The sequence below is a fragment of the Campylobacter corcagiensis genome (genome assembly GCF_013201645.1).
Lineage (GTDB): Bacteria > Campylobacterota > Campylobacteria > Campylobacterales > Campylobacteraceae > Campylobacter_B > Campylobacter_B corcagiensis.
Genome location: NZ_CP053842.1, coordinates 1,113,998 through 1,140,209 on the forward strand (window position 1 = coordinate 1,113,998; position 26,212 = coordinate 1,140,209).

General features: G+C 32.6%; 25 protein-coding genes. 14 read left to right on the plus strand and 11 right to left on the minus strand.

What is annotated here, in order from left to right:
• Genes CCORG_RS05780 through yajC form a run of 4 tightly spaced genes read right to left on the minus strand, consistent with a single transcriptional unit; the run spans position 1 to position 3,216 of the window.
• Positions 1-342, minus strand: coding sequence for a DUF6394 family protein (locus CCORG_RS05780; protein ID WP_025803787.1), 342 nt, complete (start codon positions 340-342; stop codon positions 1-3).
• Positions 339-1,307: a protein translocase subunit SecF gene (gene secF / locus CCORG_RS05785; RefSeq protein WP_025803788.1), complete on the minus strand. Its 969-nt coding sequence runs from the start codon at positions 1,305-1,307 to the stop codon at positions 339-341. The genes CCORG_RS05780 and secF overlap by 4 nt, the downstream gene beginning before the upstream one ends.
• On the minus strand, positions 1,307-2,881 hold the full coding sequence (gene secD / locus CCORG_RS05790; RefSeq protein ID WP_081755104.1) for a protein translocase subunit SecD: 1,575 nt from the start codon (positions 2,879-2,881) through the stop codon (positions 1,307-1,309). The genes secF and secD overlap by 1 nt, the downstream gene beginning before the upstream one ends.
• Before the next feature lie 32 nt (positions 2,882-2,913).
• Positions 2,914-3,216, minus strand: coding sequence for a preprotein translocase subunit YajC (gene yajC / locus CCORG_RS05795; RefSeq protein ID WP_025803790.1), 303 nt, complete (start codon positions 3,214-3,216; stop codon positions 2,914-2,916).
• A gap of 11 nt (positions 3,217-3,227) precedes the next feature.
• On the opposite strand from yajC, the gene CCORG_RS05800 reads away from it, so the two are divergent.
• On the plus strand, positions 3,228-4,505 hold the full coding sequence (locus CCORG_RS05800; protein ID WP_034971811.1) for an apolipoprotein N-acyltransferase: 1,278 nt from the start codon (positions 3,228-3,230) through the stop codon (positions 4,503-4,505).
• 20 nt (positions 4,506-4,525) lie between these two features.
• Here CCORG_RS05800 and metK read toward each other — a convergent pair whose 3' ends face one another.
• The gene (gene metK / locus CCORG_RS05805) at positions 4,526-5,725 is read right to left on the minus strand and encodes a methionine adenosyltransferase (protein ID WP_025803792.1); all 1,200 of its coding nucleotides are present in this window, start codon (positions 5,723-5,725) and stop codon (positions 4,526-4,528) included.
• Positions 5,726-5,954: 229 nt separating this feature from the next.
• Between metK and sstT the strand changes: the two genes are divergently transcribed.
• The 4 genes from sstT to CCORG_RS05825 are packed head-to-tail and all read left to right on the plus strand — an operon-like array spanning position 5,955 to position 9,941.
• Positions 5,955-7,193 carry a serine/threonine transporter SstT gene (gene sstT / locus CCORG_RS05810; protein ID WP_025803793.1) on the plus strand — a complete coding sequence of 413 codons (1,239 nt, stop codon included), beginning with the start codon at positions 5,955-5,957 and terminating at the stop codon, positions 7,191-7,193.
• The gene (locus CCORG_RS05815) at positions 7,190-7,777 is read left to right on the plus strand and encodes an HAD-IB family hydrolase (protein ID WP_025803794.1); all 588 of its coding nucleotides are present in this window, start codon (positions 7,190-7,192) and stop codon (positions 7,775-7,777) included. Before sstT ends, CCORG_RS05815 begins: the two co-directional genes overlap by 4 nt.
• A gap of 40 nt (positions 7,778-7,817) precedes the next feature.
• Positions 7,818-9,533 carry a M3 family oligoendopeptidase gene (locus tag CCORG_RS05820; RefSeq protein WP_025803795.1) on the plus strand — a complete coding sequence of 572 codons (1,716 nt, stop codon included), beginning with the start codon at positions 7,818-7,820 and terminating at the stop codon, positions 9,531-9,533.
• The gene (locus CCORG_RS05825) at positions 9,534-9,941 is read left to right on the plus strand and encodes a hypothetical protein (protein ID WP_025803796.1); all 408 of its coding nucleotides are present in this window, start codon (positions 9,534-9,536) and stop codon (positions 9,939-9,941) included.
• A gap of 16 nt (positions 9,942-9,957) precedes the next feature.
• Here the strand turns inward: CCORG_RS05825 and CCORG_RS05830 are convergent, their stop codons facing one another.
• Positions 9,958-10,809 carry a LysR family transcriptional regulator gene (locus CCORG_RS05830; protein ID WP_025803797.1) on the minus strand — a complete coding sequence of 284 codons (852 nt, stop codon included), beginning with the start codon at positions 10,807-10,809 and terminating at the stop codon, positions 9,958-9,960.
• Positions 10,810-10,965: 156 nt separating this feature from the next.
• Here CCORG_RS05830 and CCORG_RS05835 point away from each other — a divergent pair, with 156 nt between their 5' ends.
• Genes CCORG_RS05835 through CCORG_RS05865 form a run of 7 tightly spaced genes read left to right on the plus strand, consistent with a single transcriptional unit; the run spans position 10,966 to position 18,199 of the window.
• A complete protein-coding gene (locus CCORG_RS05835) occupies positions 10,966-13,038 on the plus strand; it encodes an ATP-dependent helicase (protein ID WP_025803798.1) in 2,073 nt (690 codons plus the stop codon).
• Positions 13,038-13,907 (plus strand): tRNA pseudouridine(55) synthase TruB, encoded by an 870-nt coding sequence (gene truB, locus CCORG_RS05840; RefSeq protein ID WP_025803799.1) that lies wholly within the window; start codon positions 13,038-13,040, stop codon positions 13,905-13,907. The genes CCORG_RS05835 and truB overlap by 1 nt, the downstream gene beginning before the upstream one ends.
• Entirely contained in the window at positions 13,904-14,647 is a 744-nt protein-coding gene (locus tag CCORG_RS05845; protein ID WP_025803800.1) for a 4-(cytidine 5'-diphospho)-2-C-methyl-D-erythritol kinase, read from the plus strand. The genes truB and CCORG_RS05845 overlap by 4 nt, the downstream gene beginning before the upstream one ends.
• A complete protein-coding gene (gene smpB, locus CCORG_RS05850) occupies positions 14,644-15,108 on the plus strand; it encodes an SsrA-binding protein SmpB (protein WP_025803801.1) in 465 nt (154 codons plus the stop codon). The genes CCORG_RS05845 and smpB overlap by 4 nt, the downstream gene beginning before the upstream one ends.
• Positions 15,109-15,122: 14 nt before the next feature.
• Positions 15,123-15,746, plus strand: a complete 624-nt coding sequence (locus tag CCORG_RS05855; RefSeq protein WP_025803802.1) for a thioredoxin domain-containing protein — start codon at positions 15,123-15,125, stop codon at positions 15,744-15,746.
• Positions 15,733-16,023 carry an ATP-dependent Clp protease adaptor ClpS gene (locus CCORG_RS05860; protein WP_025803803.1) on the plus strand — a complete coding sequence of 97 codons (291 nt, stop codon included), beginning with the start codon at positions 15,733-15,735 and terminating at the stop codon, positions 16,021-16,023. The genes CCORG_RS05855 and CCORG_RS05860 overlap by 14 nt, the downstream gene beginning before the upstream one ends.
• Positions 16,024-16,036: 13 nt before the next feature.
• On the plus strand, positions 16,037-18,199 hold the full coding sequence (locus CCORG_RS05865; protein ID WP_034971812.1) for an AAA family ATPase: 2,163 nt from the start codon (positions 16,037-16,039) through the stop codon (positions 18,197-18,199).
• Positions 18,200-18,222: 23 nt separating this feature from the next.
• On the opposite strand, the gene CCORG_RS05870 is transcribed toward CCORG_RS05865, so the two are convergent.
• From CCORG_RS05870 to alaS, 4 genes are read right to left on the minus strand one after another with little or no spacing between them, the layout of a single operon-like run.
• Complete coding sequence (locus CCORG_RS05870) at positions 18,223-20,172, minus strand: transglycosylase domain-containing protein (protein ID WP_152534272.1); 1,950 nt, start codon at positions 20,170-20,172, stop codon at positions 18,223-18,225.
• Positions 20,163-20,711 (minus strand): septum formation inhibitor Maf, encoded by a 549-nt coding sequence (gene maf / locus CCORG_RS05875; protein ID WP_025803805.1) that lies wholly within the window; start codon positions 20,709-20,711, stop codon positions 20,163-20,165. Before maf ends, CCORG_RS05870 begins: the two co-directional genes overlap by 10 nt.
• Positions 20,708-21,193, minus strand: a complete 486-nt coding sequence (locus CCORG_RS05880) for a hypothetical protein (protein ID WP_025803806.1) — start codon at positions 21,191-21,193, stop codon at positions 20,708-20,710. Before CCORG_RS05880 ends, maf begins: the two co-directional genes overlap by 4 nt.
• The gene (gene alaS / locus CCORG_RS05885) at positions 21,190-23,730 is read right to left on the minus strand and encodes an alanine--tRNA ligase (RefSeq protein WP_025803807.1); all 2,541 of its coding nucleotides are present in this window, start codon (positions 23,728-23,730) and stop codon (positions 21,190-21,192) included. The genes CCORG_RS05880 and alaS overlap by 4 nt, the downstream gene beginning before the upstream one ends.
• A 155-nt stretch (positions 23,731-23,885) precedes the next feature.
• On the opposite strand from alaS, the gene CCORG_RS05890 reads away from it, so the two are divergent.
• Positions 23,886-24,740 (plus strand): Gfo/Idh/MocA family protein, encoded by an 855-nt coding sequence (locus CCORG_RS05890; RefSeq protein ID WP_025803808.1) that lies wholly within the window; start codon positions 23,886-23,888, stop codon positions 24,738-24,740.
• Entirely contained in the window at positions 24,737-25,669 is a 933-nt protein-coding gene (gene hemH / locus CCORG_RS05895; RefSeq protein WP_025803809.1) for a ferrochelatase, read from the plus strand. The genes CCORG_RS05890 and hemH overlap by 4 nt, the downstream gene beginning before the upstream one ends.
• Here hemH and CCORG_RS05900 read toward each other — a convergent pair.
• Positions 25,647-25,814, minus strand: coding sequence for a hypothetical protein (locus tag CCORG_RS05900; protein ID WP_161632386.1), 168 nt, complete (start codon positions 25,812-25,814; stop codon positions 25,647-25,649). The genes hemH and CCORG_RS05900 overlap by 23 nt on opposite strands.
• Positions 25,815-26,212 lie beyond the last annotated feature (398 nt).

Genomic DNA, 26,212 nt, shown 5'->3' on the forward strand with positions numbered 1-26,212 from the left:
CTAAAATTCATCTTTATATTTTGCAGCTTCAACTATGGTTAAAACTATTGAAAAAAGGTTACATAAAAATGCACCTATCATAAGCGAATACATAATATCAGTCTTTTCTGGGTAAACAATATATATAATAAAAGCTGGTATTAAATGCATATCAGCTACAACTGAACTAGTAAAAAGTTCAGTTGATAAGACATTTCTAACTCCTACTTTTAGCAAAGTTGAGATCAAATTTATACTAGCAGCTACAAAAAGAGCAATAGCTGATGGTGCATAAAAATACCCAGCTATAGTAGTAAAACTCATAAGAGTAAAAAATATATGAACTACTCTACCCCAGTTCACACTATACCCTTTTCATACATTGCTCGCATCTTCTCTTTCTCTTTTTTAAGACGCTTTTTCTCAGCTAAGTCTGCTCTATAGTGCTCTATACTAAATCTTAACCAAATAAGAGCTTGTGCTGCTATGAAAACCGAACTAAATGTTCCAACAACAACTCCAACAACCATAATTGATGAGAAATCATGAATCATATCTCCACCATAGAAAAATAGCACAAATACCGCAATAAGTGTAGTTAGCGAAGTAAGTATGGTTCTTGAGAGAGTTCTTGAAACAGCTTCGTTAATAACAGCTGTGAGTTTGTTTTCTTTACTTTCTTGAACCCCTTCTCTAACCCTATCAAAAACAATAATAGTATCATTTAACGAGTATCCAATAACCGTCAGTATTGCTGCTAAAGTATCCAAATTCACATCTATTTGCATTAAAGATATAAAACCCATAGTTATTATAACATCGTGAATTTCAGAAGCAATCGCAGCCAAAGCAAATCTCCACTCAAACCTAACTGCTATATATATTAAAATTCCAGCCAAAGATACTATTATAGCCATAAGACCGCTTTTTTTAAGCTCTTCTCCTACCTTTGGACCAACAACATCAACTTTTCTAACTTCGAAATTTCCACTACCATCTAAAATTTCAGCTATACCAGCTCCAACATCGCTCCCCAAAGACTCATTTGAGCTTGAGTATCTTATAGTAACCTCTTCATTGCTTCCAAATTCAGTTACGCTAGCACCTTCAATGCCTGCTTTATCAAGCCTTTTTCTTATATCATCAAGTGGAGCAGCTTTATCATACTTAACTTGAATAAGTGTTCCACCTGAAAAATCTATACCAAATTTAAGTCCCCAAGTAGATAAAAGTACGATTGAACCAACAAATAAAATAGCAGAAATAGCTAAAAACAGGTGCCTAACGCCCATGAAATCATAAATTTTGCCTTTATCAAATATCTGCATTATTTGCTCCCTTCTAACTTATAGCCAAACCAAAGTTTTGCATTTTTACTCTTTTCTATATTAGGTGTTAAAAAGTCAAAAATTCCGTGTGTTCCTACTATTGCTGTTATCATAGAAGCGATAATTCCTATACCCATAGTTACAGCAAATCCCTTAACAGGACCTGTTCCATACGCATACAAGGCAACTGAAGTTATAAGACTTGTAAGGTTTGAGTCAATAATCGCACTCATTGCATTTTCATAACCTTTTTTAATGCTCACCCTAACAGAATTTCCCTGCCTTAAAGCCTCTCTAATACGCTCATTTATGATAACATTTGCATCTACTGCCATTCCAACTGTTAGGACTATTCCAGCCATTCCAGGAAGAGTTAGGGTCGCTCCAAATAGCGCCATAATAGCAACCAAAAATAAAATATTTATAATAAGAGCAATATTAGCTATGATTCCAGCAAGACCGTAATAAACCATCATAAATATAATAACCAAAGCTCCAGCTAAAAAAAGCGCAAATGTACTTTGTGCAATACTTTCAGCTCCTAGGCTTGGTCCTATACTTCTTTCTTCACCTAAAACAACAGGAGCCAAAAGTGCCCCACTTCTTAAAGCAATAGCAACGTCATGAGCCTCTTGTGGAGTAAAACCACCACTTATTTGTCCACTACCACCACCAATTCTTTCGTTGATATTAGGTGCAGAATAGACCTTATTATCAAGAACAATAGCTAGTCTTTCACCAACATTTGCCCCAGTAAAATCACCAAATATCGCAGCTCCTTCAGAATTTAAAGTAAAGTTGATGATTGGCTGATTATTATTTGGATCAAAAGCAACTCTTGCATCAACTATCATATTTCCATCTAAAACTGGAATTTGATTTATTGCGTATTTATATCCTTCTACTTTTGCATCTTCAAGCAAAATATCGCCATATTTAGCAGCCTCTGCATCACTCATGCTTTGAGCTCTATCTTGTCTTTTGCTATCAACTGCCATAAGTTGAAGGTGTGCTGATGAGCCTATAAGATCTTTTGCTCTTTGCTTATCTTCAGCACTTTTTACTCCTGGAATTTCAACTAAAATGTCCTCTTTTCCCTGCCTTGCAACAGTTGGTTCACTTAATCCAAACTGATCAATTCTATTTCTAATAGTCTCAACAGCCTGATCTATAGCGTACTCTTTAGTTGCGGCTGCTTCAGATTCAGTTAGAGAAACTATCCAAGTGTTACCATTTTTAGTAATGTTAAGTCCTGGAATTTTAGCAAGTATCGCATCAAATTTAGGTGCTTCATCAGGGTCAAGTATCTCAAACTCAAAATCTTTATCATGAATAGCAAAATTTGAGTATAAAAGGTCATCTTTTTTAGCTGAATAACTAAGACTTGCTGCGACTGATTTTATCTTTGAGCTTATCGCCTCTTCAAGCTTAACATTTAGCACCATATGAAGACCGCCTTGAAGGTCAAGTCCTAAGTTTATCTTAGCCCCTTTTTCTAGTTGCAAAAAAGATGGGATAGAAAAAACTACAGAAAAGATGAAAGTCACAATAAGCACTATAAGCTTAAAGTTCATCCTTTTTTGCTTTTGAACGATTTTGGCCATAGTTACTTCTTATCTTTTTTCTCTACGCTATTTTCTATTTTTTCTAGTTTTCTAGCTACATTTGATTTTAAAAGCTCAACCATTACCTCGTCATTAAGTTTAACTGTGATAAAATCATCTTCAACTTTTACAATTGTGCATTTTAGTCCGCCTGTTGAGATTATTTTGTCTCCTTTTTGAAGCTCTGAAAGCATTAAAGCGTGCGCTTTTGCTTGCTTTTGCTGTGGCCTAATAAGCAAAAAGTAAAAAATTAAAAAGAAAAATATTAGAGGTAAAAATGAACCTATCATACTCCCTTGTTCCATGTAAATCCTTTGTGAAAAATTTTATAAGGAGATATTTTACCACAAATGAGATTATAAAAGGCTTTTGTTTAGCTCTTTTTTTATCAAATTTTATTTTTGTAAGCTATTTTGAAAATTTAGTTTTTGAATTTATCTCACCATTTTTAGTAATTTTTGCACTTTTTATACTGATAAGATCAAACCGTTTTGAGTTTTTTCATACCGGTTTTTTTATAGGAATTTTTTGGTTTTACTGGGTTAGTTTTAGCTTAAGATTTGCGCAAGCTAGCTATTTAATCCCTTTTGAGATTTTAATTTTTGGCGTAATTTATGGGCTTATTTTTTTAGCTATTGGGTGGTTTAAAAGCGTTTACATAAGGGCTATTTTACTTTTAGGAGTGAGTTATTTTTATCCGCTAAATTTCAACTGGCTAAATTTAGAACTAACTTTGATTTATGGAATTTTTGAGCCAAATTTAAGAGGACTTGGGGCTATTTTATTAAGCATAATTGTTTTTATAAAAATAGCAAAATTTAGAGTTTTATTAAGCCTTTTAGTGCTTTTTTTAGGACTTCAAATAAAAGAGTGTGAAGTAAATTACATCCCACTTAAAACAAAGCTTATCACGACTAATATCCCACAAAGCATAAAATGGCAAAAAGATATGGTTATGCCTCAAGTAAAAGATGTGCTAAAGCAAAGCCAAATAGCGATAAATGAGGGTTATGAATTTGTTATTTTTCCAGAAAGCGCTATTACAACTTATCTAAATTTAGATGAAAATTTAGTTGAAATTTTAAAAAACATATCTAATAAAATTACTATTTTACTAGGTTCTACCGCTTATGAAGATGGCAAGCAATACAACTCAAGCTATCTTTTTCAAAACGGTAAAATGAGCCGTTTTGATAAGCATGTATTAGTTCCTGTTGGCGAAGAAATTCCACTTCCAAATTTAGTTAAAAATTTCATCAATGATACATTTTTTGATGGCGGAACTGACTTTAGCAAAGCTAGCAGTTATAGCGAGTTTGAAATTTCAGGAGTTAAGATTAGAAATGCGATCTGCTACGAAGCAACTCGTCCTGAAATTTATAAAAAAAATCCTAACATAATGGTAGCTATCTCAAATAATGGCTGGTTTGTTCCATCAACTGAGCCAAATTTCCAAAGCCTTTTTATAAGATACTTCGCCACAAAACACTGCACCACTGTATATCACAGCGTAAATGCAAGTAAAAGCGAGATAATTAAACCAAAAAGAGCGTGGATTAAAAAGGTTGTAAAGAAATTTAGCACAAAAGCATAAATTTGTGCTAAATTTGAAATTTATAAAAGCTTTTTGAAAAGCTCTACACTATCAAGTGCTTCCCATGGATAGCTAGGATCTCCAACTTGACCTTTAGCTGCTACTTTTGCATAAAGAAATGTATCTTTGCTAGGTGAGTCAAGTCCAAATTTATTAGTTATCCATTTTGGAGTAAGTGCAAAATTTTCAGTTACAAAATTTGAAAGTTTATCATCATCTACGCCCTTAACATGAGTTCCCATTGTATCTACACTCACGCTTGTTGGTTTTGCAACACCAATAGCATAACTTAGCTGAACGATACACTTTTTAGCAAGCCCTGAAGCGACGATATTTTTAGCTATCCATCTAGCTGCATAAAGCCCGCTTCTATCTACTTTTGTATAGTCTTTACTAGATTGAGCACCACCACCGATTGGCGAATACCCACCAAAACTATCAACTATTAATTTTCTACCAGTTAAACCACTATCATGAAGGCTTGAGTGATTTACATAGCGTCCTGTTGGATTTATATAAATAATAGTTTTTTCTTTATTATAAAGATGTTTTGGAAGTCCCGCATTATCAATTAACTCGCCCACAACCTCTCTAACTTTTTCTATTGACATGCTCTCTACACTTGGTACAGATACAACTATAGTGTGAATGCTTTTTGGTTCACAACTCTCAAAGCCATCCTTATCTCCATAATCTAATGTAACTTGAGTTTTGATATCTACACCAAACATATCAGGATTTTTCTTTGCAAATTTATAGACTTTATCACACAAAACTCTTGCATAAGTAATGGCTGCTGGCATGTAATTTTTGGTTTCATTTGAAGCAAAGCCAAACATTATACCTTGATCGCCTGCTCCTATCTCGCCATCGCTTTGATCCACACCTTGAGATATGTCACTACTTTGTTCATTTAAAAATACATGAACTTCGATATCATCAGGATGAAGACACTGCTCTTTTGTAAAATTTGGATTGCCATTATAACCGATATGTTTTAGAGCGGTTTTTACCATATTCTCGTAGTCTTTGTGACTAAATTCTACGCTTGATTTTATTTCGCCCCCTATGACGATATTTTTACCCGCTATAAAAACTTCACTTGCAATCCTAGCATCTTTATCTCTCATTAAAACAGTATCAACTATAGTATCAGCTATTATATCAGCACATTTATCAGGATGACCTGGACTTACAACTTCAGATGTAAAAAGATACATAAATCTCCTTGATTTAAAAATGGATAATTGTAACAAAGCTAAGTTAAAATATGTTAAATTTATGAAAATTCATAAGAATTTAAAGCCATTAGTCTTAGATCAAAAGTTTACAAATAGTTACAAAATAGTTATAGTATTTATATAAAGTTTATAAAATTATCAAATTTTTACTAAATTTAATAATAACAACTGTATAATACCACAATAATTTTATAACAAAGGATATTGTATGTCTCTTATTGGAAGTGTTGCAAAAAGCTACAAAGAGGTAAATTTAGTTGCTCGTATCTTTACGGGTGTTGTTATTGGTGCAATTATTGGGTTTTTAGTTATTAAATTCCCAGATTCTGGATTTATTGCAGGATTTTCTAGCTTCATTATGATATTTGGTGATCTTTTTGTTGCTGCTCTTAAAGCAGTAGCTCCGATACTTGTATTTATTTTAATCACCACTTCTTTTATCGTTAAAGATATAGGAGATGCAAAAGGGCTAAAACTTGTAATTGTTTTATACATAGTTGCTACACTTATTGCTTCAACTATTGGTGTTTTAGCTAGTTTTATCTTTCCAACAACCCTTATCTTATCAGGCGTTGAGGCAGCTACAAATTCAACTCCAGCTGGACTATCTGATGTTATAAAAACTCTTTTATTTAACATTTTATCAAACCCTTTTGATGCTATTGCTAAGGGAAATTATATGGGAATTTTAGCTTGGGCGGTAGCTATTGGTCTAGCTTTAAAAATCTCAAAACAAGGAACAAAAGATATTTTTAATGATCTATCTGATGCTATTACAAAAATAGTTCAAGTAGTTATTCAGTTTGCACCATTTGGTATCATGGGCTTAGTTGCAGCAAGTGTTGCAACAGCTGGAGTTGATGCACTTTTATCTTACTTAAGACTTATACTAGTTTTAGTTGGAGCGATGGCGTTTGTTGCTCTTGTAACAAATCCTATTATAGTTGGAATTGTAACAAAGAAAAATCCATATCCACTACTTTTTACAACTCTAAAAGAGAGTGGAATTTATGCGTTTTTTACAAGAAGTTCAGCTGCAAACATTCCAGTTAACCTTAATCTTTGTAAAAAACTTGGTATTAGTGATGGTTTATACTCTATTACTATTCCACTAGGTGCGACTATAAATATGACTGGTGCAGCAGTTGTTATTGCTATTTTAGCTCTTTCAGCAGCACAAACTTTAGGTATTGAAGTTAGCTTTGGTTCAGCTCTGCTTTTATGCTTTTTCTCAGCTCTTGGTGCATGCGGTGCAGGTGGAATAGCGGGTGGATCACTTATGCTTATACCTTTAGCAACATCACTTTTTGGAATTTCAAATGATATAGCTATGCAAGTTATTGGAGTTGGATTTATAGTTGGTGTTATACAAGACTCAGTTGAAACAGCTATAAACAGCTCATCTGATGTGCTTTTCACAGCAGCTGCTCATGAAGCAACAAAATGAATCTAGTCTGCTTTGACTTTGATGGAACCATAACTAAAGATGACTCACTACTAGGCTTTATAGCTTACGTAGTGGGCTTTAAGAAATTTTTTAAAGGAGTTTTTCTCCTATCTCCTATCTTAATACTTTACCAGCTTGGAATAATAAGCAATAACTTCACAAGACAAAGGCTTATGATACACTTTTTTGGTGGCATGAGTCAAAAAGAATTTGATAAAATTTGCTATAAATACTCAAAAACACACATAGATGGAATACTGCTTGACTCAGCCATGTCTAAAATTTATGAGCATAAAGCTAATGGTGACATAGTTTGTATAGTCTCAGCAAGCCTAACTGACTGGCTAAAACCATGGTGTGATGAGAAAGGACTTGATTTAATAGCTACAAATATTAAAAAAACCAACGGCATAATAACTGGTGAAATTGATGGCAAAAACTGCTATGGTAATGAAAAAGTTACTCGCATCAAAAGCAAATACGACTTAAATAAATTTGATAAAATCATAGCTTATGGCGATAGCAGGGGCGATAAAGAGATGCTAGAATTTGCTGATGAGAGTTATTATCGTAAATTTAGATAAATTTACTTTTTTTTACTAAAATTACATTCAAAGGAATAAAATGGAATGGAATTTAAAAGAATTTTTTAAAGATGCTAAAGAATTTGATAGTTTTGTAGACAGAGTTAAAAAAGATGGGGTTGATTTTAAGAGGAAATTTGCTGGAAATTTAGCAAATTTAAGCGTGGAAGAATTTTTAAAAGCGTTAGATGAGTATGAAAAAATATCGCAAGATTGCGCAAAAATAGCAACTTTTGCTTATCTAAATTTTGCTAAAGATACATCAAAAGGCGCTAACCTTGCAAAATCACGCCAAATTTGCAATGAAATAGGCGAAAATTTGCTATTTTTTAACATCGAATTTAACAAACTTGATGATGAAATTTCAAACAAATTTATAGATGGTAGCGACAAATACTCATACTATTTAAACCTTGTTAAAAAAAGCGCAAAACATCAACTTAGCCTAAAAGAAGAAGAGATTTTACTAAAAACTAGCCCAGTTGGGGTTAGTGCTTTTGCTAGACTTTTTGATGAGACGATGGCAAATTTAAGGTTTGAATTTCGAGGCGAATCATTAAAAGAAGAAGAAATTTTAAGTAAGCTAAGTCATCCTGATAGAAGCGTAAGAAAAGACGCTGCCATTAGCCTTAGTAAGACCTTAAATGAAAACCTTCATCTACTAACTTATATACTAAATATGGTTAGAACTGACCTTGATATTGAGACAAAATTAAGAGGATACGAACATAAAGAGAGCTATATGCATGAAAATAACCAAATTTCAAAAGCTAGCGTTGATGCTCTTATTGGCGCGTGTGAAGCAAATTTTGATATTTCACATAGGTATTATTCTAAAAAACGTGAAATTTTAGGATTTGAAAAACTTTATGATTATGATAGATATGCTCCATTTAGCAGTGATGAAGGTGAAATTTCATATGAAGAGAGCAAAGAGATAGTTTTAAAATCTTTTAGTGAGTTTAGTCCTAAATTTGGCGAACTTGCAAAAAAAGCATTTGATGAAAACTGGATAGATGTATATCCTAGCCAAAACAAAACTGGTGGGGCTTTTTCACACTCAGCCATAAGCAGCGTTCATCCATTTGTACTTTTAAATTTTACAAAAACAAGGCGCGATCTTTTTACCTTAGCTCACGAATTAGGTCACGCTATCCATCAACACTTAGCCTATAAGGTAGGTTATCTTAACTCAGATACACCACTAACTACAGCTGAGACAGCTTCTGTGTTTTGTGAGATGCTGGTTTTTCAAAGCGTAGTTGAAAAGATAAAAGACCCAAAAGAAAAGCAAGCCTTGCTTGGAAGTAAGATTGAAGATATCTTTGCCACACTTTTTAGGCAGATAAATTTCACTACTTTTGAAAGAGAAATTCACAGTAAAGATGGTGAATTAAGCACAGATGATATAAATGAGATTTGGATGAAACATAGCGTTAAGATGTTTAAAGATAGCTTAGAGTTAAATGATTACTATAAAATCTGGTGGAGTTATATACCACACTTTATACACACACCATTTTACTGCTACGCCTACTCTTACGCACAACTTCTTGTATTATCGCTTTTTGCACTTTATAAAAGTGGTAAGTTAGCAAATTTTTCTGAAATTTACACAGAATTTTTAAGCCTTGGTGGTAGCAAAAACCCTAAAGATATGGTTTTAAAATTTGGTCTTGATATAGAAAGTAAGGAATTTTGGCAAATTGGGCTTAATGAAGTTAAAAAACTAGTAGATGAGTTTGAAAGGTTATAGATGTTTGAAAAGATTATAGTTGATAGTGAGTTTAAAAAGCTAATGCAAAAGCACTCAAAAGAGATGCTAGAGTTTGTTTTAACAAGTGATTTTAAGATAGTTGCAAATTTAAAATCTGTAAGTTTCAACCCACCACTTCCTGAAAATATAAAAAGCAACTTAAGCAAACTTCCAGTAATACTTTTTGAGCTTGCCAACTACACTCTTGATAGTGCAACACTTAGCGATGAAGGGCTTAAATTTGAAGCTGGATTTGGGGAAGAGGACTTTGCATCAACTGTAACTATACCATATCTTGGAGTAGTTCAAATAATTGTAGATGATAAGCCCATTTTTATAAATTTAGCAATTTATGAAAGCGAAGACTCAAAAAGAGAAAAAAGTAAAAAAATATTTTCTTTATCTTAGATAAACGAACTATTTTTTACACTATTTTTAAAAATTTATTTAACAATACTTCATTTTCTTTTAAGACACCAGCATAAATAGTTTTTTCTAAATTTATGCCCTCAATGCCCACTTTGTAAACCATACCGGCATTTATGCTTTTTTCTACTGAATACTCAGGCATAAAAGCATAATACTCGTTTTTGCTATGATACATCGTATTTAAAACCGCCATAGCACCACTTACTGTAAAAGCAGATTTTAACTCTTCGTCTTTTATAGGAAGTCTTTCAAAGATGAAATCAAACGATTTCGTTTTGTCTTTTATAAATGACAAAGAAGATATCTCATCAGCCTTCAGTGTCAAATCTCTTTTTTTATTTGAAATAAGAATAAAATTATATTTAAAACACTCTTTCGATAAAATGCTGTTATCAAAAGCAACCTTTGAACCTAAAGCTATATCGCATTTACCATCTTCTATATATTGTGAAAGTTTACTATCATCTTGAATTTTTATATCTATTTTTTTATTAAGAGTTTTTGTTATATCATCAAGATATAAAGGTAGCAAAGCCTCTTGTAACTCAGCTGTAGTTGCTATTGTAATCTTAGAGCGAGTATCTTTTAAATTTAAAATCTCCTCATTAAAAGCGTAAATATCTTTTTTCATTTTTTCACAAAGCTCTTTAAATTTCTCACCCTCTTTTGTAAGTAAAATTCCATTTTTCTTTCTAAGTAGAAGCGTCACACCGACATCAAGTTCTAATTTTTTCATCTGAATAGTTACAGCTGGCTGAGAAATTTTAAGAGCTTTAGATGTTTTTGAAAAACTCTTAGTTTTTACAACTGTAAGGAAGGTCTTTACTATATTAAAATCCGCAAACATCTATATCCTTTTGGTATAAAATATTTTGAAATTATATTGTAAATTTTTTAAAATAAGTTTAAAAAAATTTTTACTTTTAGCTCATAACCATTTTATAAGGAAAATAGAGTAAAATATTATATTAAATTTTACAGAAAGAGATAAATGAAGAGATAAATGAGAGATATTTTAAAAGGCTTAAATGACGAACAAAAAATTGCAGCAACACATATAGATGGACCCATGCTGATACTAGCAGGAGCTGGAAGTGGCAAGACAAAAACCATTACTACTCGCCTTGCCTATCTCATCCAAAACGGCATTCCACCTCATTCTACCCTAACTTTAACATTTACTAATAAAGCTGCAAATGAGATGAGGAGCAGAGCTTTAAAGCTCCTTGATGGCTTAAAACTAGACTCAAACCCCCTACTTTGCACATTTCATAAATTTGGACTGCTGTTTTTAAAATTTTATATAAGCGAACTTGGAAGAAAAAATAACTTTCTTATAATAGACACTGATGATAAAAAGAAAATTATAAAAAGCTTTGAAAGTTCACTTACAACAAGCGTGCTTGCAAATGAAATCTCAAAGATGAAAAACTCTTTAGTAAGCGTTGAAGAAGCTATAGAAAACTCAAAATTAATTGGATCTGACATAGGCTCTGAAAGTACAATGTCAGGTTTTTACCAAAAAGTAGCTGAAATTTATAAACTTTACGAAGAAACTTTAAAAAGAGATAATCTAGTAGATTTTGATGATTTGCTAGTTTTACCATACAAAATTTTAGAAGCTAATAAAAAACTCTGCGATGAAATTTCAAGACGATATCAGTTTATAATGGTCGATGAGTATCAAGACACAAATGATATCCAGATAAAACTTCTTAAAAAACTCTGCTCTTCTCACTCAAATTTATGCGTTGTGGGCGATGATGATCAAAGTATTTATGGCTGGAGAGGTGCGAGGATAGAAAATATCTTAAATTTTAAAGATCAGTTTGAAAATGTAAAAATCATAAAACTAGAAAACAACTACCGCTCCACTTCAAATATCTTAGCTGCGGCAAATAATTTGATTGATTGCAACACAAACCGCCTTGGTAAAAAACTAGTCAGCACAAAAGACAAAGGAAGCGAAATTGAGCTATATGAAAGCGATGATGAAAATTTCGAGGCAAATAGAATTTCAAAACAAATAGTAACTCTTGTAAATTCTGGAATAGATCCAAAAAATATAGCCGTTTTGTATAGAGTAAATGCTCTTTCTCGTGCATTAGAAGATGGTTTAGCAAGAGCAAAAATTCCATACAAAATGGTAGGTGGGATCAAATTCTATGAAAGAGCTGAGATAAAAGATGCAATAAGCTACATAAGACTTATCTTAAATCACAATGATGATTTTTCACTTCGACGCATTATCAACCGCCCAAAAAGAGGTCTTGGAAAGGTTGGCTTAGCAAATATAGAAAAAATAGCTTTTGAAAATAAAATGTCTATTTTTGATACACTTTCAAATTTAGAAAACTCTAGCGTTAGTAAAAAAAGCATAAAAGAACTTAGCCAGCTAGCAAATAGCATATCTTATCTATCTAGCGTTGAAAATGATTACGATATGCTTGATGAACTTGAAAAGCATATAGGTCTTAAAGAGTACTACAAAAGCCTTCCTGATGGCGATGATAGAGTTGCAAACATAGATGAGTTTACGGCTTTACTTAAAGATGAACTAACTAATAATCCAAATTTTGACTTAGAAGAATTTCTAAACGAACTAAGCCTTCAAAGCGATCAAGATCAAGTATCAAACGAAGCTATATCAATAATGAGTGTTCATGCTAGCAAAGGACTTGAGTTTGAACATCTTTTTGTTATCGGACTTGAAGAGGGCTTTTTCCCGCTTATTGGCGATCACACAGACATTGAAGAAGAGCGCCGCCTTGCTTATGTAGCTATAACTAGAGCTAAAAAAACTCTAGTTTTAAGTAGAGCAAACTCAAGATTTTATCGTGGTAAAAGAGAAAGGCTTGAAAAAAGCAGGTTTTTAAGCGAAGCTGGACTTATTGAGAGTGCTTTGGTATTTGAAAAAAGCACTGATTTTAAAAAAGGCGATCTTGTAAAGCACAAACTCTTTGGAATGGGGCGAGTTATAAGCGTTAAAAAGCTTACAAATGACTCAAATTTAGCTATAAATTTTGGTGGAATTACAAGAAACATTCTTTCAAGTTTTGTTGAAAAGGTTGTTTAATGAGTCAAAGTTTAAATATTTCAGATAAATTTAAAGAGTTTGATACTAATAAAAACCGCCTTTTTGTGGCAAACAAACCATCAAATATAAGTTCAAACCACTTTTTATCAAAGCTTAAAAGAAAATACGGCGTTAAAAAAGCTGGTTTTTCAGGCACGCTTGATCCATTTGCTAGTGGGTGTTTGATAGTGGCTTTTGGAAGTTATACGAAATTTTTTAGATTTTTAGATAAAACTCCCAAAATTTACGAAGCAACTATTTGGATAGGTGCAACTAGCCAAAGTGGAGACAACGAAAACATAACAGAAGTTAAAGATATTTTACCCTTTGATATGAGTTTGATAAAAGCAACAATTAAAAATTTAAAAGGCGAGTTAGAGTTTACTCCACCTAAATTTAGTGCTAAAAAAATAGATGGAAAAAGAGCTTATAACTTAGCTAGAAGTGGGGCTAACTTTGAACTTAAAAAGTGTAAAATGAGTGTTTATAGTTGTGAAATTTTAAACTACTGCCACCCTTTTTTATCTTTACGCCTAAGTGTAAGCGAAGGGGCTTATATCCGCTCTTATGCAGAACTTTTTAGCCAAAAGCTAAAAGTTCCAGCAACGCTTAGCTCTCTAAAAAGATTAAGCGAAGGGGCGTTTAAATTTGAAAACGAAAAGGCTTTAAATCCACTAAATTTTCTAAATTTAAAGGAAAATTTTTATAATGGCAGAAAAGAGGATATTTTGCTTGGAACAAAACTTGACATTAACAAATTTAAATTTCAAGATAATGGCGAATATATCTTAAATTTAGGAGAAATGCACGCTATAATTGAGATAAAAAACAGCAAAATAAACTACCTTTGGAATAGGATAGAAATTTGAAAAGTTATGCAAAAATTAATATTTTTTTAAAAATTATAGGCACAAAAGGTAGCTATCATAAGATACTATCTCGCTTTGTTTTACTAGAAAATTTATACGATGAGATTGAATTTGTAAGTGGGAATGGTAAAATTTTATCAAATGTAAAAATTCCTGGAAAAAACATCATTTCAAAAGCAAAAGAGATTTTAAGCGAGTGTGGATTTAAGTCAAAAATAGATGATTTTTTTAAAACTCACGATATAAAAATAACCAAAAACATCCCAATGGGCGGTGGTTTAGGTGGTGGAAGTTCAAATGCGGCTACTTTTTTAACTTTTATAAATAAAGAGCTAAATTTAGGACTTTCTAATGAAAATTTAATGCAAATTGCACCTAAAATCGGCTCTGATGTTAGCTTTTTTGTAAGCGGATTTAAAAGTGCAAATGTTAGCGGAATTGGTCAAATAGTAAAAGAATTTAGTGACGATGTGCCAGATTTAGAGATTTTCACCCTAAATTTACACAGCGATACAACTCAAATTTATAAAGAATTTAGAGAAAATTTTATGGATAAAATTGATCAAAATTTCGCTAAAGATTTACTGAATTTAAGCTCAACAGAGATTTTACAAAGATATAAAAATTTAGAACTTAATGACCTTCTTTATCCGTTTTTAAAGCTAAATCCTAGCTTTAAACTAAGAGATGATGAGTTTTTAAGTGGTAGCGGAAGTAGCTATTTTAGGAGAAAAATTTGAAAAGTTTAGTTAAAAACAAAAAAACATATCACGACTATGAAATTTTAGAGAAATTTGAAGCTGGAGTTGTACTAAAAGGAAGTGAAGTAAAAGCCCTTAGAATGGGTCGTGGAAATCTAAAAGATAGCTTTGTTAGAGTTATAAAAGGTGAGCTTTTCTTGCTTGGAGCTCACATTAGCTATCTTGAAACTACAAATCCATACTATAAGCCTGATGAAAAAGCCCCTAGAAAGCTTTTAATGCATCGCCGTGAGATAGATAGGCTTTTTGGTAAGGTTTCAAAAGATGGACTTACAATAGTAGCGTTGGGGCTTTATTTAAATAATAAAAATATAATTAAAGCACAAATTGCCCTTGCAAAAGGTAAAACTCTTCACGATAAAAGAGAGACTTTAAAACAAAAAACAGCTCAAAAAGAGGCAAAAGCAGCAATTGCAAATTTTAATAAAGGTAGAATTTAAACAAAGGAAATATTATGAAAAAAGTGATTTTAGCAGCGTTTTTAACGCTATTTTTAGTAGGTTGTGGAAATGAAGAAAAACAAAGTGCTGACAGCGTAGCTGGTGCAAACAAAGAGTACTTTAAGATAGGCGATGAGATAACTCTAAAAAGCGTTACTGGAAGTGATGCAACTATCATTAGAACAGATAAAGGTTTTAAACTAAAAGGTAGTGATAAAATTCTTATGATAGATATATTTGCTACATTTTGCGATCCTTGCAAAAGTGAAGCACCGCATCTTATGGATTTTCAACTAAATAACTCTGATGATTTTTTCATGATTGGACTTATCCACTTTGAAGATGTTGATAATGAGCATATATTAAACAACTTCATGAAGCCATATAATGCTTATTATTTTATAGCTAATGGCGATGTCAATCCAAACGATAAACTCGTAAGCCAAATTTTAACTGATATAAACTACCAAAGAGCTTTAACCATACCATTTAAAGTTGTATACAATAAAGACGGCGTTACAGAGCTAGTTACAAACAACGAAAACATCTCAGCATCGCCTAGAAAATACTATGTAGGTGCTCTTAAAACTAAGCTTTTAGAAGATGATATATCAAGGATGATAAATGCCACAAAGTGAGGCTTTAACTAAGACTAAGCCTTTTGTGCCAAAGCTTTATAATGTGATACTTCACAACGATGATGTAACTACTATGGATTTTGTAGTTGATGTCATCGTAACTATTTTTAATAAAAATTTTGATGATGCTGTAGCTTTAATGCTTAAAATTCATGAAAGTGGCTTAGCAATTTGTGGAGTATATGAAAAAGAGATAGCCAAAAGCAAACAACAAAGCGTTTTAAAAGCTGCAAAAGTTGCTGGTTTTCCACTAAAATGCAGCATAGAATTAGAGTAAGAAAGGAGTTTAAATGATAAATCCATATTTTAGTTATTACTTACAAAAAGCTTCTGATTTAGCTCTTAAAAACTCTCACGAGTATATTACAACAACTCATCTTCTTTATACCATCATAAGCAAAGATGAAGCGATAAAAACAATAATCAAAGAGACAACAAGTCCTGAGAATTTAGAAAATTTAACCAACAACTTGCGTTTTTTAGTAAGCAAAAACCCAAAAGGCGATGATGAGCCTGTTTTTAGTCACGCTTTAGAGATAATGCTCAAACAAGCACAATCAAAAAGTACAGATTATGGCGTAACTGATTTTATAAAAGAAATTTTAGATGATAAAGAGAGCGATTCTGCTAAAATTTTAAATCACTACGGCATAAAAGAATTTAATGTAAAAACAGTCGTTATAGAAAATCCTTTTAAGAAATTTAGCGAAGATAAAAGAAAAGATGAGAAAAAAAAGGATAGTTTTTTAGAAAAATACACCATAAATTTAAACCAAAAAGCAAAAGATGGCAAGATTGACCCTTTAATAGGCAGAACTCAAGAGATAGCTAAAACGATGCAAACCTTGTGCCGTAGAAAGAAAAACAACCCCTTATTAGTCGGCGAAGCAGGAGTTGGAAAAACCGCTGTAGTTGAAGGTATAGCACTAAAACTAGAAAGCGATGAAGTTCCACAAAAGCTTAAAAATAGAGTCATCTACGCTCTTGATAACGCAGCACTTTTAGCTGGCACAAAATATAGAGGTGATTTTGAAGAGCGGCTAAAAGGCGTTATAGATGAGCTTATAAAAGATAAAAACGCAATTCTTTTCATAGATGAAATTCACACCATAATCGGTGCTGGAGAGACGAGTGGTGGCAGTCTTGATATGGCAAATATCCTAAAACCAGCACTTAGCAGTGGTGAGATATCTTGTATAGGAGCTACAACTTACTCTGAGTACAGGAAATTTGAGAGCGATAAAGCACTATCTAGGAGATTTGCTAAGGTAGATATCCCTGAACCAAGCATAGAAGATAGTGTTGAGATTTTAAAAGGTTTGCAAGAAAGATACGAAAATCATCACGGGGTTAAATTTAGCCCTGAAGCTATAAATTCTAGCGTGGAATTAGCTAAAAGATATCTAAGTTCCAAATTTCTACCTGATAGTGCAATAGATTTAATAGATGAAGCTGGGGCGTATTTTAGCTTAAGAGGTGAAGAAAAGGAAATAACAAAAGATGATATAGTTATGATTTTATCACACTGGGCAAACATCAAAAATATAGTTAAAAATAGCGATAACAGTGAAATTTTAAAAACTCTTGATAAGCGTTTAAAGAGTGTGATTTTTGGTCAAGATGAAGCTATAAGCACGCTTTCAAATGCTCTAATTCGCTCATATGCTGGGCTTAAAAACCCTACTTCGCCAATAGGAGTATTTTTATTTACTGGAAGTAGCGGTGTTGGAAAGAGTGAGTTAGCTAAGAGTTTGGCTGAAATTTTAGGTGTGAATTTTGAAAGATTTGATATGAGTGAGTTTATGGAAGCTCATAGTGTTTCAAAGCTTATCGGTTCGCCTCCTGGATATGTGGGATTTGAAAGTGGTGGCAAGCTTACAAATAATATCAAAAAGCACCCTTACAGCGTTATACTTCTTGATGAGATAGAAAAAGCTCATCCGAATTTAATTAACATTTTCTTACAAATTTTTGATCACGCAAAACTAACTGATGCTAGCGGAGAAAGCAGTGATTTTAAAAGCACTATCATAATCCTAACATCAAATTTAGGAACAAAAGAAGCTCCAAAAATGGGCTTTACCAAAGATGAGAGTGCTAAATTTGAAGCAGCTGTTAAGGAATTTTTCTCGCCTGAGTTTAGAAATAGACTTGATGCTGTTATAAATTTTAACCTTTTAAGTGATGAAATTTTGCTTAAAATAGTAGATAAATCTATAGCCGAAATTGAATCTAGACTCAGTGGCGTAAAGATAAAAGTTAGCAAAAAAGTAAAAGAGCTTTTCATACAAAAAGGATACTCGGCTGAATTTGGTGCTAGAAATTTAAAGCGAACTGTAAATTCTATGATAAGCGATGAGATAGGAAAAGAGATACTTTTTGGCAGACTAAATGATGATGGAGTAGTTAAGATCGATCTTAAAGATGGTAAACTTAGCTTTAAATTTGAGTAAAAAGTAGCTATTAAATAGCTACTTTATCTATACTCAGCCCCAGTTGTACCATCATCTAAGTTATACTCTCTTGGTGCTAAATTTTTTGTAACTGGAAGCGGTGAAATTTTAGTAAAAAGCTGATTTTCACCCTTAAATTTTCTATAATAAACTCCTTCTGGAACGCTAAATCTTCTTGTTGTTTCAGGAAATCTTTCTAAATAACTATTCATAAATTTAGCAAACACTGGAGCAGAGCTTCTACCGCCAACTTCAACATATCTCATCGGCGTATAATCATCATTTCCATACCATACTATAACTAGCAAATCAGGTGTATACCCACAAAACCACGCATCTATATTGTTATTTGAAGTACCGGTTTTACCAGCTACTTCTATATCTTTTACTTTTGCTCTTGTAGCTGTACCTTTATTTACAACATCTCTCATCATATCTATCATGAGATATGCTTGTTCAGGCTGTGAAACCTTAATCTGCTCGGGCATAAAAACTGTCTCATCACCATAAAAACTCTTAGCACTTTTAATAAATTTAGGCGTTGAAGAGATGCCAAACCCAGCAAACATAGAGTAGTGCTTACTATACTCAAGCGGTGAAGTCCCCCAGCTTCCAAGTGAAACTGAGAGTGCATAAGGCATATTTTTAAAGCCAGCTTCACGAAATTTATCTATAGTCTCTTTTGTGCCGATTGCATCCATTAAGTTAACTGTTGCAAGATTTCTTGACTTAGTTAGAGCTTCTCTCATCGTAATGTATCCGTAAAATTCGTGTTTATTGTAGTTCGTAGGCTTCCAGACTTTATTACTTCCATCGTTAAAAGCTCTAGGAACATCTGGAATTTCAGTCATAGGAGAGTAGTGCTCATTAAGAGCTGCTTGATAAACAAAAGGCTTAAAACTTGAACCAGTTTGACGGTTAGTTTGTGTAGCACGGTTAAAATTACTTTTAGCGTAATCAACACCACCTACAGCTGCGATAACATCGCCATTGTGTGGATTTGTTACTGTTATAGCACCATTTAAAACGCTCTCATTTGCGTCTTTATTTCTTTTTAAAATTTCATTATATCCCCAAATAAGCGCTTCTCTTGCCATGACTTGAACATCTAAATCAACGCTTGTATATATCTCATATCCAGCAGTTTTTAGATCTGGTAAAAAACGATTTGCCTCTTTTATAACCTCATCAACAACATATGGGGCTTTGTTTTGTGTAAGGCTATCATCATATATAGTTGGTTCTTCAGCTGTGGCTAGCTCATACTCACTTCTTCCTATCCAGCCTATCTCATACATTCTTTCTATAACTCTATTAGCTCTTGATAAAGATAGATCAAGATGTCTTGTTGGATCATAGCTACTTGGTGCTTTTGGAAGTCCAACAAGTATAGCCATCTCTTTTAAGGTTAATTCATTAAGCTCTTTTCTAAAGTATCCATTTGCTGCTGTCCTAACGCCATAATACCCATGACCAAAATAAACTTCATTTAGATATCTTTCTAAGATTTCCTCTTTTGTTAATTCATTTTCGAGTTTTAAAGCTAAAATAACCTCTTTTATCTTTCTATCTATCTTCTTTTCGCTACTTAAGATAATGTTTTTTACGAGTTGTTGGGTAAGAGTTGAAGCACCTTGTGCAAAACCACCTGCTTGAATATCCTTAATAACAGCCCTTAAAATAGCCTCGACATTTATACCATCATGTTCAAAAAAGACCGTATCTTCAATCGCCACTAAAGCCTCTATAAGTCTTCCTGGAATATCTTCATACCTTGTATAAACTCTATTATACTCATCAAAAACATTAGCTATCAACCTACCATTTACATCATAAATTTTAGTAGTAAGTTGTGGGCGGTAGTTAATGATAGAGTCCATATCATGCTTAACTTCTGTATAAAAATAGATAAAAATTCCACCAACTGCAAAAATACAAACAACTATAAAACTAAATAGCATTCTTATAAACATAAATAAGCCTTTAAAATTTCAGCATTTAACCCCATAGCCGTGCTAGTGTTGCCAACTTGTGAAATTATATATTTTTTATTAAATCCTTCTATCATCATCGCTCCAGCCTTACCATAACAATCTTTGCTTTTAATATAAGCATCAATTTCATCAGTATCAAATTTCTTAAATTTATATGTAGTAATACTTGTATTTTCAAGCCTTAAATTCTGCCCTATAAATATAAATGAACTAACCACACTTGCTAAATTTCCACTTTGAGCTAAAATCATATCTCTAGCTTGAGCTTTATCTTTGGCTTTACCATAAATTTGGTTATTTACTACAACTACGCTATCGGCAAATAAAACATTTGTCAAATCTGGAAATTTCTTTAAAAACTGCATCTCTTTAGCTTTTACAATATTATAACTGTAAGTTAAAGGATCTTTTTTTATACCTAAATTTTCATCGTACTTAAAAGGAATTTGAGTAAATGAAATACCAAAATCTTTTAAAATTCTAGCCCTTGTAACTGAGCTTGAAGCCAAATTTATCACCCAAAACTCCTAATTACTATCCCAAGATAAACGCCTATAAAAAGCAGTATCACATCAAGTATTACAAAATACCTAGTAGCTATGATAATATGCTCTATCATCTCATCTATTTGGCTAGCCTTATACGCTTTTTTAGCTAAATAAAATCTATATCCTACATATATCATATTACAAGTTATCAAAAAAGTTAGTGCGTATTTGGTATTTATAATACCACCAACCATAGGGTCTGAAAATTTAAAATCACCACCCAAAGATAGAAAATATCCAGTCATAACCATAGCAAATAGTAACCCAAAAAGCAAGGCTAATACAACTTTTATCTGTCTAAAAAATTCAGCACTTACTTTATAAGTTTTTTTAATAAAAAAATTTGTCACCATAACTAGTGATAGCTGAACAGACATAAGCAGTATCAAACTAGTTAGATGTAAAAATGGCAGTATATGCTCTACTCTTGCAAAAGAAGCATCTATATTCAACTTAGCTTTTCCTTGATGAAATTTTTAGCAAAATTTATAGCATCATCAACTTTTGTTATATCTTTTCCACCAGCAGTAGCAAAATCATCCCTTCCGCCACCACCGCCGCCTAAAATACCAGCTACAGCTTTTACCAACTCACCAGCTTTTATGTTAGCATCTTTAACGCCTGCTGCGATATTTATCTTTTCATCTTTTATGTTTATTAAAAGTGCGACTACTTTTTGATGTGAGTTTTTAAGCTCATCTATTTTAGTCTTTATATCACCATCAAATTTACTTACTACTACCTTTACTCCATTTATATCACTAATTTCTAAAGCTTTAGAATTTGAAGCGTTTTTAAGAGTTTCTTTTAGCTCTTTTATCTCATTTTTAAGCTTTTCTATAGCTAAAAGTGGTGAATTTGTTTTTAAAGTAGTATAAATTTCAGATAGTTCGTTTTGTAAATTTCTAGCTTCTTTTAAAACTTCAAGCGAGCAAATAGCCTCAACTCTTCTTACTCCAGCACTAACGCCACTTTCTTTTACTATCATGAAAACACCAATTTCTGCGGTATTTTTAACATGCGTTCCACCACAAAGTTCTTTACTAAAATCGCCAAAACTTAAAACTCTTACATTATCGGCATATTTTTCGCCAAAAAGTGCCATAGCTCCACTTTTTTTAGCATCATTTATATTCATTATCTCTATTTTTGTGCTATCTGCTTTTAAAATTTCAGCATTTACAAGTCTTTCAACTTCTAAAATTTCATCACTACTCATAGCTTTTGGATGAGAAAAATCAAATCGAAGTCTATTTGCTTCTACACTACTTCCAGCTTGAGTTACATGAGTGCCAAGTACTTTTCTAAGGGCTGCGTGAAGCAAGTGTGTAGCACTGTGATGCCTAATAGTCATCGCTCTATCGCTACTTACGATGCACTTTACTACATCGCCAACTTTAAAATTTTCATCTGCTTTTACCTTTGATAAATTTAACTCATAGAATTTATCAGTTGTGATAACTTTACTGTTATTTATAGTTCCACTATCCCCTCTTTGACCACCACTTGTTGCGTAAAATGGCGTAGTATCAAGCATTATCCAGCCAGTTTGTCCGTTTTTAAGCTCTGAAATTTGGGTAAAATTCTCATCTAAAATGGCTAAAATTTCACTACTGCTTTCTAAATTTTCATAACCTATAAATTCATTTTTACCAAATTTTTCTAGTAAATTTTTAAAATCTCCACTAGCTTTTGCTGTATCGCCACTTCCTTTCCAGTTGGCTTTTGATTTTGCCCTTTGCTCATCCATAAGTTCATCAAATTTAGCTTCATCAACCTTTAAGCCCTTTTCTCTAAGCATATCAGCAGTTAAATCAAGCGGAAATCCATAAGTATCATAAAGCTTAAATGCTACTTCACCACTAAAAATAGACTTGGTATTTTCAAGCTCAGCATTAAATAGCTCAATTCCAGACTCTATCGTTGTATAAAAACGCTCTTCTTCTAACAAAATAAGCTCTTTTACAAACTCTTTTTTGTCATTTAGATAAGTATAATGTTCACCCATTAGCTCACAAACTTTATCTACTAATTTATACATAAATGGCTCTTTAAGTCCTAGCAAATATCCGTGGCGAACAGCGCGTCTTAAGATTCGTCTAAGTACATAACCGCGCCCTTCTTTATCAAAATTTACTCCTTGTGCTAAAAGAAAAGTAACAGAACGGATATGATCGCTTATAACTCTATAACTTGCTCCTGTTTTGTACTCATAAGGCTTATTTACTAGCTTTTCTACCTCTTTTATAAGTGGCATAAAAAGTGAGCTATCAAAGTTACTAAAAACTCCTTCTTTTATAGCAACAACTCTTTCTAATCCCATTCCAGTATCGATTGATGGCTTTGGAAGTGGAGTCATTTTACCATTTATATCTCTTTCAAACTGCATGAAAACTAAATTCCAAATTTCCAAAAAGCGGTCCCCATCACCACCCATGTAGTCTTCATCACTGTTAAAATGCTCACTTCCTTGATCGTAAAATATCTCACTACATGGCCCGCACGGTCCAGTATCGCCCATCGCCCAGAAGTTATCTTTATCACCAAATCTATAGATTCTCTCTTTATCTATATATTTAGCCCAAATTTCAAAAGCTTCATCATCTTTTTCATGAACTGTCACATAAAGCCTTTCTTTTGGAAGTTTTAAAATTTCAGTTACAAACTCCCACGCATATGAAATTGCCTCTTTTTTAAAATACTCTCCAAAGCTAAAATTTCCAAGCATCTCAAAAAAAGTGTGATGTCTTGCGGTATATCCTACATTATCAAGGTCGTTGTGTTTTCCACCAGCTCTTATGCAGGTTTGACAGCTTGTGCGAATCGGCGGAGTTGGGCGAGGAACTTTACCAGTGAAAATATCCTTAAAAGGCACCATTCCAGCGTTTGTAAAAAGTAGTGTTTCATCGTTAGGAACAAGTGGGCTTGAAGCTACAACTTCATGACCTTTGCTTTTAAAAAAGTTTAAATATTCTTGTCTAATATCCATCTTTAGTAGTTTTCCATTCTTAAAATTTTAGGTGATATTTTATCTAAATTTAATAAATTTAAGCTTGTAGTGGAAAATTCAGATAACTTTGAAGAGTTTTTCAACTGTTTATTGAAATAAGGTAGAATAATAAGTAAAATATTTTAGGGTTATAGATGAAAAGAAGGATTGGAATTATCGGACTTGGAGAATTTGGTAAAAACCATCTTAATGCTTTAAGAAGGTCAGACTATTTTGACCTTGTTGGGGCGTGTGACATAGTTCAAAAAGATCTTGGGCGAGTGGAATTTTTTCAAGAGCCACGAGATCTTTTTACAATAGCAAAACCTGAAGCTGTAATCATAGCAACTCCTACAAAAAACCATAAAGAAAGTATCCTAGAAGCCTTAAAATATGTAAAATATATCCTAGTAGAGTCCCCTTGTACAACCTCTTTAGAGCAAGCTAGAGAGATGAGATATGCTGCTCACTCAAACTCAGCTAAGATAGTCGTTGGGTTTAATCTTAGGTTTCATCCAACCATAGAAGCATTAAAAAGAGAGTTCAAAAAAGAGAGTGAAATTTACTCAATAAACATTATAAAGGGTGTATTGGGTGGAGATTTAGATGATATGTTGTTAAAGGATTTGGATTTGATTAGATACCTTACTTTATCTGAGATTGTGCTTTTTGATAGCAAAAGATCAAAGCCAGACCCTACAAAAGAGGTAATAAGCTCTAGTATGAAGCTAAAAAATGGTATTTTAGTAAATATTATTTTAAATTCTTTATATCCAAGCAATAGGCATATAATGGAAATTTCAGCTAGTAGTGGGGTATATGTCGCAGATTTAGTAAATTTTGCGATGCATAAATTTACCCAAAACGGCAGGATAAATTTAAAAGTTGATAGTGAAGATTTTTCACTCAATAAAGAGCATACGCTATTTGCTGAAATTTGTAATGGTGCCCAAAAAAGCGAACTAGCAGATATAGATGATGTTATAAAAATAAGGGAAATTTTAAGATGAAAAGAGTTGTTATTTTACTCAATATGGGCGGTCCAAACAGCCTTGATGAGGTTAGTGTTTTTTTAAAAAATATGTTTAATGATCCTTGTATTTTAGGCATTAAATCAAAAATACTAAGAAGTTTTGTAGCTTGGATGATCACAACATCTAGAAAAAAAGCATCTGCTGAAATTTATAAAGCACTGGGCGGAAAGTCTCCTATTAATGACATTACAGATAGCCTTTGTAAAAAAGCTACAAATTTTAGCAATACAGAATTTGACTTTGCCATGAGATACACACCACCTTTTGCTAAAGATCAGCTAGCTAAATACAAAAGTTACGATGAGATAGTTCTAGTTCCTTTATATCCACACTACTCTATAACCACAATCCACTCAAGCATGTTAGATGCAAAAGAGGCTTTAAAAGATTTCAAAGGAAAGGTGCGCGAAATTTCTTATTTTTATGATAAACGAGAGTATAATGAAATAGTATTAAATTTAATAAAAGAGAAAATTTCAGCTCTTAGTAAAGATGAGATAGCAAAAACGTCCCTTATACTATCAGCTCACTCTTTGCCAGAAAAAATCATAACAAAAGGCGATCCATACAAAAACCACCTTGAAGAACATGCTAAAATTTTAAAAGAACTTATCATAGAAAATGGTATAAATTTTAAAGAAGTTTTACTAACTTATCAATCAAAACTTGGTCCTGTTAAATGGGTGGAGCCATTTACTGACATAACACTTAAAAATTTAGAAAGTAAAAGGGCTTTGCTTTTTCCGATAGCTTTTTGTATTGATAATTCTGAGACTGATTATGAGCTAAGCATTGAGTATAAAGAGCTTGCTAAGGGGTTAAATTTTGAGTATTTTGATGTTTGTAAATGTCCAAATGACAGTGATGAATTTGCTAAATTTCTTATAAATTTAGCAGGAATTTAAAATTTAACTTGGTTTGATTATTTCCATCATTTGCTTTAAATTTATCTATTGCTTTAGGCTCTGTAACTAAGTGTTTAGCTTTTTTAAATAAAAGAGTGCCACAATGCACGATATCGCCAGTATGTGGAACGCCTGAAAAAAGCATAGCCTACAACTTGTTCGTTTTGTTCTTGTATTAATTTACTAATAGCACCTTTGGGGTTGTGATAAAAATCAGTATAATTTTTTCCAATAACTTGTTTTATTTGCCATCTGCCTTAAGTTATTTAACTTATCATCTCTTTTTAAATTTTCAAATATTGTTCTTGAGTATTATTTAAGTTTTGATTTAGTATAATACTAACGGCGTTGGAATGTGGCTCTCCACCAAGTTTGCTAGGTGAAATAGTCCTAGACGATCAGGGTAACTGTCTTATCCCATCGCCATTTGTCTTAGATTTTATAAGGTTTATATCAAAATAAAAAGATATAGTATTTTCGTGGGGCTGATTAAAATTTGCTGGTGGTACTGCTAGTTCGGCCATATTATTTATTTTGCCTATA